This is a genomic window from Polaromonas sp. CF318 (genome assembly GCF_000282655.1).
Taxonomy (GTDB): domain Bacteria; phylum Pseudomonadota; class Gammaproteobacteria; order Burkholderiales; family Burkholderiaceae_C; genus Polaromonas.
The window spans coordinates 1-10,519 of sequence record NZ_AKIV01000020.1 but is presented as its reverse complement, the minus strand read 5'-3'; the positions used below and the strand labels follow the sequence as shown (position 1 = coordinate 10,519).

Here is a 10,519-nt window from a genome sequence, read left to right as displayed (position 1 = left end):
CCCCATGTACAGGCCACACGATTCCTCATCGCGTTTTGTCTTCATCTGCGTCAATCTGCGTCATCTGCGGATAGGGATTCATATGGATTTATCCGCCGACGATCCCGTGCGTTGCTGTCCTACAAGCTGATTTTTCTTCCACGCCGATGCTCGTGGTTTGCCTTGCTGGCCTGCCTCCTTGCTGGTTTAATCAAAAGGTGAACCCCCATGAACAGTTCCGACCCCCTCACCGTATCCCGGCGAGGCCTTCTGATCGCGGGCGCCGCGTCGGCGGCCGCCGCTTCACTTCCGAAAGACGCCATGGCCGCGAATGAATCCTCTCCCAGCGCCGGCTCTGTGCCGACGGCCAGCGTCACCCTCGACGTGAACGGCCAGGCGCACGCGCTGAACCTCGACACCCGCACCACGCTGCTCGACGCCCTGCGCGAACACCTGCACCTGACCGGCACCAAAAAAGGCTGCGACCACGGCCAGTGCGGCGCCTGCACCGTGCTGGTCGATGGCGTGCGCATCAATGCCTGCCTCACGCTGGCCGTGATGCACCCGGGCGCCAAGGTCACCACCATCGAAGGCCTGGGCACGCCGCGCAGCCTGCATCCCATGCAGGCCGCGTTTGTCAAGCATGACGGCTACCAGTGCGGCTACTGCACACCGGGGCAGATCTGCTCGGCCGTCGGCATGCTGGACGAAATGCGCCGCGGCATTCCCAGCCACGTGAGCGCCGACCTCACCACGCGCCCCGTGCTGTCGGCCGATGAGCTGCGCGAACGCATGAGCGGCAACCTCTGCCGCTGCGGCGCCTATTCCAACATCGCCGAGGCCATCACCGAAGTGGCCGGGGGGACGGCGGCATGAAACCCTTTACTTATGAGCGCGCCCGCACCCCGGCCGAGGCCGCGGCTGCCGTCATGCGCCACCCCGGCGCCAAGTTCATCGCCGGCGGCACCAACCTGCTGGACCTGATGAAGCTGCAGATCGAGGCGCCGGCCCACCTGGTCGACGTGAACGGCCTGGCCCTCGACAAGATAGAAGCCACGCCCGAGGGTGGGCTGCGCATAGGCGCGCTGGTGCGCAACACCGCGCTGGCCGCCGACGAGCGCGTGCGGCGCGACTACGGCGTGCTGTCGCGCGCGCTGCTGGCCGGCGCTTCGGCCCAGCTGCGCAACAAGGCCACCACCGCCGGCAACCTGCTGCAGCGCACGCGCTGCCCTTATTTTTACGACACCGACCAGGCCTGCAACAAGCGCCAGCCCGGCAGCGGCTGCAGCGCCCTGGGCGGCATCACGCGCCAGCACGCCGTCATCGGCGCCAGCCAGGCCTGCATCGCCACCCACCCGAGCGACATGGCCGTGGCCATGCGCGTGCTCGACGCCACGGTGGAAACCGTCAAGCCCGACGGTGCCAGGCGCGTCATTCCGATTGCCGACTTCCATCGCCTGCCCGGCGACACGCCGCACGTCGAGACCGCGCTGGAGCCCGGCGAGCTGGTCACCTCGGTCAACCTGCCCAGGCCGACGGGCGGCACGCACAGCTACCGCAAGGTGCGCGACCGCGCCTCTTACGCCTTCGCGCTGGTCTCCGTGGCCGCTGTGGTGCAGCGTGACGGCTCGGGCCGCGTCGCGCTGGGCGGTGTGGCGCACAAACCCTGGCGCGTTGAAGCCGCCGAGGCCGCGATGCCGCAGAGCGCGAAAGCCGTGGCGGCAGGCCTGCTCGCCGGCGCCCAGCCCACACACGACAACGCCTTCAAGCTCACTTTGGTGGAGCGCACGCTGGCCGCCGTGCTGGCCCAGGCAAGGAGCGCCGCATGAAGTTCGACACCCCCGCCACCCGCAACCCGATTGACCAGCTCAAGGTTATCGGCAAACCCACCGACCGCATCGACGGCCCGCTCAAGACCAGCGGCGGCGCGCCCTATGCCTATGAGCGCCACGACGCGGTGAAAGACCCGGCCTATGGCTACATCGTCGGCGCCGGCATTGCCAAGGGCCGCATCGCCTCCATGGACCTGGACGCCGCGCGCGCCTCGCCCGGCGTGCTGGCCATCGTCACCGCGCGCAACGCCGGCAAGCTCGGCAAGGGCAAGTTCAACACCGCCAAACTGCTGGGCGGCCCCGAGATAGACCACTACCACCAGGCGCTCGCGCTGGTCGTGGCCAGGACCTTCGAGCAGGCGCGGGCCGCCGCGCAGCGGGTGCGCGTCGAATACGAGCGCGCACCCGGCAAGTTCGACCTGGCCGCGGAAAAAGCCTCGGCCCCGCTGGCCAAAGCCTCGGACTTCGGCGGCGCGCCGGAGTCGAGGATCGGCGACTTCGAGGGTGCCTTCGCCGCGGCGCCGGTGCAGCTCGACGCCAGCTACAGCACACCCGACCAGTCGCACGCCATGATGGAGCCGCACGCCACGACGGCCGCCTGGCAGGACGACAAGCTCACGCTCTGGACGGCCAACCAGATGATTGACTGGAGCGTGGGCGACATGGCCGCCACGCTGGGCATCCCTAAGGCGAATGTGCGCCTGGTCTCGCCCTTTATCGGCGGGGGTTTCGGCGGCAAGCTCTGGGTGCGCGCCGATGCGCTGCTGGCCGCGCTCGGCGCGCGCGCGGCCGGGCGGCCCGTGAAGGTCGCGCTGCAGCGGCCGCTGATGATCAACAACACCACGCACCGGCCGGCCACCCTCCAGCGCATACGCCTGGGCGCGGGCCGCGACGGCAAGCTCACCGCCATAGGCCATGAAAGCTGGTCCGGCGACTTGCCCGAAGGCCAGCCCGAAACCGCGGCGAACCAGACACGCCTGCTGTATGCGAGCGCCAACCGCTTCACCGCCACGCGCCTGGCCGTGCTGGACCTGCCCGAGGGCAACGCCATGCGCGCGCCCGGCGAAGCGCCCGGCATGATGGCCCTCGAAATCGCCATGGACGAGATGGCCGAAAAACTCGGCCTGGACCCGATTGAATTTCGCGTGCGCAACGACACCCAGGTCGACCCCGAACAGGCCGGGCGGCCTTTTTCGCAGCGCCGCCTCATTGAATGCCTGCGCCTGGGCGCCGAAACCTTCGGCTGGAACCGGCGCAAACCGCAGCCCGCGCAGCTGCGCGACGGTCGCTGGCTGGTCGGCATGGGCGTGGCCGCGGCCTTTCGCAACAACCTGCTCATGAAGTCGGCCGCGCGCGTGCGGCTCGACAAGAACGGCGTGGTCACCGTGGAAACCGACATGACCGACATCGGCACCGGCAGCTACACCATCATCGCCCAGACCGCCGCCGAAACCCTGGGCGTGCCGCTGGAGAAAGTGCTGGTGCGCCTGGGCGACTCGGACTTCCCCGTGTCCTGCGGCTCCGGCGGGCAGTGGGGCGGTAACAGCGCCACCTCCGGCGTCTATGCAGCCTGCATGAAGCTGCGCGAAACCATTGCCACCAACGCAGGCTTCACGCCGCTGGAGGCTGTTTTCGAAGGCGGCATGGTGCGCGTCGCCGACCGCGCCGTGCCGCTTGCCCAAGTGGCCCAAATGGCCGGCGACAAAGGCCTGGTCGCCGAAGACTTCATGGAATACGGCGACCTCGACAAAAAATACCAGCAATCGACTTTTGGCGCGCATTTTGTCGAAGTCGGCGTCGACGCCGCCACCGGCGAGATCCGCGTGCGCCGCATGCTCGCCGTCTGCGCCGCCGGCCGCATCCTCAACCCCAAGGCCGCACGCAGCCAGGTCATAGGCGCCATGACCATGGGCGTGGGCGCCGCCCTCATGGAAGAACTCGCGGTCGACAAGCGCCACGGCTTCTTCGTCAACCACGACCTCGCCGGTTATGAAGTGCCGGTGCATGCCGACATCCCGCACCAGGAGGTGATCTTTCTGGATGAAACCGATCCGATGTCTTCGCCCATGAAAGCCAAAGGCGTCGGCGAGCTTGGGATTTGTGGGATTGCTGCTGCGGTTGCCAATGCGGTCTATAACGCGACCGGGGTGAGGGTGCGGGATTATCCGGTTACGCTGGATAAGCTTCTGGATCGCTTGCCAAGCGTGGTTTGAATTTTTGGCCGGTCTTGTTCCGGCCTCAATCCAATCCATTCCTCTCAAGAAACTTCGCCATCAACTCAGCAACCTGCAGATTATTGAGATCAGAGAAGGGGAAGTGCGTATTCCCGCGTATGCCCAGCTCGGGCAGGTGGACAACCGTCACATTCCCACCGTGCCGGTTCACAGCCGCAGCCCACAACTTTGCCATGGCCAGCCGCGTGCGCCACTGGTCCTGGCCGGCGTTGGTCATGGGTGCGTCCGGGATGTTGTCGCCGTAGACGATGGTGATGGGGATGCGTGTGAGCGGCATGAACTGCGCCATCGGCACGCCCACGGCTTCCAGCGTGTCGCCGGCGCTGCGCATGGGCGCCGGCACCTCGCCCTGCGGGAAGATGAAATTGCTGCCCGGCTCATAGGCCACGATGGCGCGCACATTGGCGCTCTTGGCGGCCGTGAACCAGCCCGGTCCACCGCCCTGTGAGTGCGTCACGAGCACGGCCGGGCCTATCTTGTCGAACAGCGCGGCGACCGCGCTCGAATTCACCTCCAGGTCAAAAGGCCCGGTGTTGGGTGTCATCTGGCGGAAGTACTGGTCCATCGCCGCCGCCTCTTGCGAAAACTGCACGCCCGGGAACAGCTTGGGCCAGATGCCAAGACGGAAGATGTTGAACGAAGCCTGTTCGTCGCGCGCGGGGTTGATGGTGAGGGGCTGCGTGCTGCGCCCGGCCCGGCCGCGGCGCGGCTGGTCGACCAGGTAGACGCTGTAGCCGCGTCGCAAAAAGATGTTCTGGTAACCCTCGCGGCCGTCTGGCGTGGTTTCCCAGCTCTTGGAGGACTGCCCCGCGCCATGCCACAGCACCAGCGGGAACTTGCGGGCCTTCACCGGCACCTGGTAGGACACATAGGCGTGGTCGCCGTGGAAGGTTTTGCCGTCGGCATCGGTCACGGTGGTGCCACCCACGGCAAAACTCCCCTGTTGCTGGATGGCCAGGGGCTCGGCCTTGCCGCCGCCACCCGTGGTGGAACACGCCGTGCAGAGAATGCCCGCGGAGAGCAGTGAGATCGCGTTGAAGAGTTTCATGGTGAGCCTTTTTGAGGATGAAAGGGAGTGAATGAAAAATGGCCGGCTTCAGCGCCCGGGGCGCCGGACGATGCAAAACAACACAACCGCCAGCGCGAGCGCCAGCAGCACGGCGCCCGCCATGAGGGCCGCCGCGATCCCGTGGGCCATGCCGGCGCGGTCATGGCCGCTGCTGCCGGCGGCGCTGGCAAACACCACCACCAGCATGGCCAGCCCCAGCGAGCCGCCGAGCTGGTGCGTCACATTGACCAGGCCCGAGGCGGCGCCCGCGTCTTCAGGCGCCACACCGGCCACGCCCGCCACGGTCAGCGGGCTTAGCGTCGCGCCTTGGCCCGCGCCCACCAGCAGCATGGGCAGGGCCACGCCCGTCAGGTAGGCCGTGTCGGCCGTCACCTGGCCCAGCCAGGCCATGCCGAGGGCCGAGACAAACAGCCCGCCGGCCAGCAGGCGACCGTTGCCGAAGCGCCGCGTGAGCCTGGGCACCGCCAGCGCCACGGCGAAGTTCACCACCGTCGCGGGCAGGAAGGCGATGCCGGCCTGCAGCGGCCGCATGCCCAGCACCTCCTGCAGGAACTGCGTCGAATAAAACCAGAAGCCGATCATCCCGCCCAGGAACAGCAGGCGGCCCGCATAAGCGCCCCTGCGCTCGCGGCTGGCAAACAGCTGCAGCGGCATGATGGGCTGGCGCGCCCGCGATTCGTTCCAGACAAAAAACGCCAGCAGCACGGAGCCGGCCGCGAGAGGGGCCACGGTGAAGGCGTCGCCCCAGCCTTCGCCCGCCGCATGGACCAGGCCGTAGACCAGCGCCACCATGCCCAGCGTGGAGCTGACCGCGCCCGCCAGGTCCAGCTCGCCCGAGCGGCGCGGTGTTTCGGCGATGTGGCGGCGCGCCGCCCACATCAGCGCCAGGCCTATGGGCAGGTTCAGGAAGAAGCCGACACGCCAGGAGATCAGATCGGCCAGGATGCCGCCCAGCACCAGGCCCGCGCTGGCGGCAATGCCGGCCGTCGCGCCGTAGTAGCCCAGCGCGCGCGTGCGCTGCGGGCCTTCCGGGAAATTGCTGGTCAGCAGCGACAGCGTGGACGGCGCCAGGATGGCCGCGCCCACGCCCTGCACCGCGCGCGCGCCCACCAGCCAGGCCGGCGAGGCCGCCAGCCCAATGGCCGCGGAGGCCGCCGTGAACAAGCCCAGCCCGCTGATGAACATCGCGCGCCGGCCCAGGATGTCCCCGGCCCGCGCGCCCAGCAGCAGCAAGCCGCCAAAGGCCAGCGTGTAGGCGTTCTGCACCCACGACAGCCCCGTCACCGAAAACCCCAGGCCGTCGCGTATCCTGGGCAGCGCTGTGATCACGATGGAAATATCGAGCACGATCATCAGGTAGCTCGTGAGCACGATCAGGAGAACGGCATTCTGGCGCGAGGCATCCGGCCCCTGCAGCGCCTGCGCGCCCGCCTTGGCCACCGCGGTGTTCATGCGCCTTCCTCCATGCCTGGCCGCGCGGGGGCGGCGGCCGTTCTGCGCTGCAGGGCCTGGGCCGCGCCCATGGCGTAGTGCGCCACAAACATATAAAGCCCGGCAATAGCCGCCCAGTTCAGGAAAAAGCCCGGCGCCGATGCCTCAAAGTCCCAGCCGTCCAGGCTCATCTGCAAGGCCAGCTTGCTGCCCACACCCATCACAAACGAGCTCTGCAGGCCGCAGCCGGCAATGGCCGCGGCAACCAGGCGCAAGGCCGCCGTGCGAAGGGCGCTTTGGCCGGTGATGTGAAAAATATTCCGCATCGCATGCATGACCCTCTGCCAGCGCAGGCCGATGTGGATGGAAACAAGGGCCAGGCTCCAGTAGGCGGCGAACAGGTGCACCTGGCGCGCGCTGAAACCGCCGCCCAGCTGCAAAAAGCTGAATACCGTGCGCGAGATCATGACGCTGGTGATCAGCAGCACCCCCATGGCCGCCAGCAGGCACAGCGTCAGCACCACGTCGGCCAGCCTGTGCGGCGCGCGGGCCCTGGCGATGGCGCCGTACCAGCGCCGGTTAAACACGTTATGCACCATGAGCAGCAGAAAGAGCCCCGTGCCTATCAGCTCATGCGCCGTGTTGTCCAGCCAGTAGTACGCCAGCGCCGCCAGCAGCAGGCCGGCACCGATGGCATCCAGCACCAGCCGCAGCAAAAAGGTTTTGTTCATCGCAGGCGGCCCGGCTTATTGGGGCTTGAAACGCTCAAGGTCGCCGAAGGTGTAAAGGTGCTGCTTGTCTTCGCGGCCCTGGTGGCACGATTGGCAGCGCGCGGTGGTCTCGCTCATATTGACGGTCTTGTCCGCCTTGAAGTGCTGGAACTGCCAGTCGCCCGTGCGCCGCGCGGGCTCGTAGTCGGCGCCCCAGCCCTCGCGCTTTTCCATCACGAAGTAGCGAAACACCTTGCTGTCGCGGTAGTCGACCAGCACCACGTGCGTGCCGTTGGGCACGGGCAGGCCTTTCTTGACGGCGTCTATCGCCGCCTGGCTGGTGAGCATGTGTTCGGTCACGTTGCCGCGCTTGACGGTGGTGTAGTGCACCAGGCTGTCGAGGTTGGCGGGGAAGGTCACGCGGTTGTTCTCGGCGATCGCCCACCCGCCCGCGAGCGTGAGAGCGAAGAAGGCGAGAAGGGTGAAGAGGGCGGGAAGGCCCAGGGCGAGGCGGCGGTGTGTCGTCTTCATGGTTACGGCTTTCTCAAACTTCCTGCCGCGTGGGCCGGAACAGAATTTCATTGATGTCCACGTCTTCGGGCTGGCTGATGGCAAAGGCCACCGCGCGCGCAAAGGCCTCGGCCGGGATCGCGTAGGCGTCGTAGAACTTGCGCAGGTTGGCCGCCACGTCCGGCTCGGTCGCGCTGCCGGGCAGCTCGGTGGCAATCGCGCCCGGCGAGATGATGGTGGTGCGGATGTTGTAGGGCTTGACTTCCTGGCGCAGGCCTTCGGAGAGCACGCGCACCGCGGTTTTGCTTGCCGCATACACCGCGTTGCCGGTGCCCACCTTGTGGCCCGCGACTGAGGACACGTTGATGACCTGCCCCGACTTCTGCCGCTGCATGTGCGGCAGCGCCGCCGCGATGCCGTAGAGCACACCCTTGATGTTCACGTCTATCGTGCGGTCCCAGTCGGCAATCTTCAGGCGCTCCAGCGGCGAATGCGGCATCAGCCCCGCGTTGTTGAGCATCACGTCGACACGGCCGTAGGCCTGCACGGCGGCATCGACCAGGGCCTTCACTTGTTCGGGCTGCGTCACGTCGGTAGCCAGGGCCAGCGCCTTGCCGCCGGCCTGCACCAGCTCTTTCGCCAGCGCTTCAATGCGATCAACGCGGCGCGCGCCCAGCACGACGGTCGCGCCCTCCTTGCTGAGGTGGCGTGCCGTGGCTTCGCCCAGGCCGCTGCTGGCGCCTGTGATGACCACGACTTTTCCCTGGATGTTCTTGTCCATGAAGTGAGCTTTCTTTGTTTCTTTCCTGCTTACTTTTTCTTGAAGACTTCTTTGGCCACCAGGCTCGCGGTGATGGCGTTCGGCCAGCCGGTGTAGAAGGCCAGGTGCGTCATCGCTTCCACCAGTTCGGCCTCGGTCAGGCCGTTGTCCCGGGCCCGCTGCAGGTGCGAGCGCAGCTGGTCGGGCCGGTTCAGTGCGATCAGCGCGCTCACCGTCACCAGGCTGCGGTCCCGTTGTGACAGGCCGGGGCGCGCCCACACGTCGCCGAACAGCACGTCGTCGGTCAGCTGCGCGAGCTTGGGGTTGATGTCGCCGAACAGTCCCTGCGCGCGTGTCAGGGGCGCCGCCGCGCCCGGGGCCGCGGCCGGCGCGCTGGCGGGTGTCGTAGGTGTCGTGGGGGCCGGCGTTTGCGCATGCGCGCAGGGGCCGGCCAGGGCGGCGGCCGCCGCGACGGAGGTGCTGGCAATCCAGGCGGCCAGTGATTGGGAGGTGTTCATGCGGTGTTGTCCTTTGACGTCTTGGGGTGGTGTGGGGCGGTGGGGGATCAGCGCGCGTACTGCTCGTCGGAGACTTTTTCAAGCCAGTCGACCGACTTGCCGCCCAGCTGCTCGGTGATCGCGTAGTGGCCCATGGCGTTGCCGGGCGAAGCGCCGTGCCAGTGCTTTTCTCCGGGCGGTATCCAGACCACGTCGCCAGGCCGTATCTCCTGCACCGGCCCGCCCCAGCGCTGCACCCGGCCCACGCCGCTGGTGACCAGCAGGGTCTGGCCCAGCGGGTGCGTGTGCCAGGCCGTGCGCGCGCCCGGCTCAAACGTGACGTGGCCGCCGCTCAGGCGGGCCGGCTCCTCGGCGCTGAAGCGCGAATCCACACGCACGGCGCCCGTGAAGTTTTCGGCCGGCCCCTTGGCGGCAGGCTGGCTGCCGTTGCGGGTGACTTTCAGCGGCTGGCCCTCCTGGGCCATGCCGGGGGCGGTCAGTGAGAGCGACACCAGGGTCGCGGCGAGGGCTTTCATGGGGCAATCCTTTCGGCTTTCTTGCATGCGCAGGCTGAACTTTAGGCCTCGCATCGGCATAGGACTAGCCCCTAATTCCTTGAAGGATTGGCAATAGCAGGTTGATAATGGCGCCATGCCCATCAATGAACTGCGCTCCATCGCCACCTTCGCCAAGACGGCCGAACTCGGCAGCCTGAGGCGTGCCGCCGCGGCCCAGGGCATGTCGCCGCAGGCCGCCAGCCAGGCCCTGGCCCAGCTTGAGCAGCACCTGGGCGTGCGCCTGTTCCACCGCACCACGCGCAGCATGTCGCTCACCGATGAAGGCCGGCAATTCCTCGAGGCTTCGCTGCCGGCGCTGACCGGCATGCAGCAGGCGCTGGAGATGGTGCGCCAGGCCAAGGGCGGCATCGCGGGGCCGCTGCGCATCGTCGGGCCGCGCACGACCTTTGTGCCCGTGCTGTGGCCGGTGCTTGATGAGTTCCGCCGCCTTTATCCCGCCGTGCAGCCCGAGGTCGCGCTGGACGACCGGATCGGCAACTGGGTCGAAGATCGCGTCGACGTGGGTTTTCGCATAGGCCGTTCAGCCGCCGAAGGCGTGGTCGCTCGCCGGCTGTTTCCGCTGCAGCTCATCATCTGCGCCAGCCCCGCCTACCTGCGCGAACACGGCGCCCCCGACAACCTGGGCGCGCTGGGCCCCCACAAATGCAGCGCCTTCCGCAGCCCCGGCACCGGCCAGGTCATCCCCTGGCGCGTGAAAGTTGCCGACGCCATCGTCGACCAGCATGTGGTGCCGGCCATGTGCTTTAACGACGAAGTCATGGAAACAGAGGCCGTGCTCTCCGGCCATGTGCTGGGTTCCCTGACCGGCATCGCCGCAGCCGCCCACATACGCGCCGGCCGCCTGGTGCCGCTGCTGACCAGACATGTCGCCGACTCGTCCAGCGTTTTTGTCTACTACGGCAGCCGCACGGCGCAGCCG

11 protein-coding genes are annotated in these 10,519 nt (G+C 67.7%); 4 read left to right on the top strand and 7 right to left on the bottom strand.

What is annotated here, in order from left to right; genetic code table 11:
• Positions 1-207: 207 nt before the first annotated feature.
• Genes paoA through paoC form a run of 3 tightly spaced genes read left to right on the top strand, consistent with a single transcriptional unit; the run spans position 208 to position 4,024 of the window.
• Positions 208-855: an aldehyde dehydrogenase iron-sulfur subunit PaoA gene (gene paoA / locus PMI15_RS03150; RefSeq protein ID WP_007863567.1), complete on the top strand. Its 648-nt coding sequence runs from the start codon at positions 208-210 to the stop codon at positions 853-855.
• On the top strand, positions 852-1,808 hold the full coding sequence (locus PMI15_RS03145) for a xanthine dehydrogenase family protein subunit M (protein ID WP_007863563.1): 957 nt from the start codon (positions 852-854) through the stop codon (positions 1,806-1,808). The genes paoA and PMI15_RS03145 overlap by 4 nt, the downstream gene beginning before the upstream one ends.
• A complete protein-coding gene (gene paoC, locus PMI15_RS03140) occupies positions 1,805-4,024 on the top strand; it encodes an aldehyde oxidoreductase molybdenum-binding subunit PaoC (protein WP_007863561.1) in 2,220 nt (739 codons plus the stop codon). Before PMI15_RS03145 ends, paoC begins: the two co-directional genes overlap by 4 nt.
• A 25-nt stretch (positions 4,025-4,049) precedes the next feature.
• Here paoC and PMI15_RS03135 read toward each other — a convergent pair whose 3' ends face one another.
• The 7 genes from PMI15_RS03135 to PMI15_RS03105 are packed head-to-tail and all read right to left on the bottom strand — an operon-like array spanning position 4,050 to position 9,558.
• Entirely contained in the window at positions 4,050-5,093 is a 1,044-nt protein-coding gene (locus PMI15_RS03135; RefSeq protein WP_007863559.1) for an alpha/beta fold hydrolase, read from the bottom strand.
• 48 nt (positions 5,094-5,141) lie between these two features.
• Entirely contained in the window at positions 5,142-6,566 is a 1,425-nt protein-coding gene (locus PMI15_RS03130; protein ID WP_007863557.1) for an MFS transporter, read from the bottom strand.
• On the bottom strand, positions 6,563-7,276 hold the full coding sequence (locus PMI15_RS03125) for a DUF4405 domain-containing protein (RefSeq protein WP_007863555.1): 714 nt from the start codon (positions 7,274-7,276) through the stop codon (positions 6,563-6,565). The genes PMI15_RS03130 and PMI15_RS03125 overlap by 4 nt, the downstream gene beginning before the upstream one ends.
• Before the next feature lie 15 nt (positions 7,277-7,291).
• On the bottom strand, positions 7,292-7,786 hold the full coding sequence (locus PMI15_RS03120; protein ID WP_007863553.1) for a cytochrome P460 family protein: 495 nt from the start codon (positions 7,784-7,786) through the stop codon (positions 7,292-7,294).
• Between the two features lie 13 nt (positions 7,787-7,799).
• Positions 7,800-8,546 (bottom strand): SDR family oxidoreductase, encoded by a 747-nt coding sequence (locus PMI15_RS03115; RefSeq protein WP_007863552.1) that lies wholly within the window; start codon positions 8,544-8,546, stop codon positions 7,800-7,802.
• A 29-nt stretch (positions 8,547-8,575) separates the two neighbouring features.
• Positions 8,576-9,043 (bottom strand): carboxymuconolactone decarboxylase family protein, encoded by a 468-nt coding sequence (locus PMI15_RS03110; RefSeq protein WP_007863551.1) that lies wholly within the window; start codon positions 9,041-9,043, stop codon positions 8,576-8,578.
• Positions 9,044-9,090: 47 nt separating this feature from the next.
• Positions 9,091-9,558: a cupin domain-containing protein gene (locus PMI15_RS03105; RefSeq protein ID WP_007863550.1), complete on the bottom strand. Its 468-nt coding sequence runs from the start codon at positions 9,556-9,558 to the stop codon at positions 9,091-9,093.
• A 115-nt stretch (positions 9,559-9,673) separates the two neighbouring features.
• On the opposite strand from PMI15_RS03105, the gene PMI15_RS03100 reads away from it, so the two are divergent.
• Positions 9,674-10,519, top strand: an 846-nt coding sequence (locus PMI15_RS03100) for a LysR family transcriptional regulator (protein ID WP_007863549.1), incomplete at its 3' end; no start/stop codon positions are given.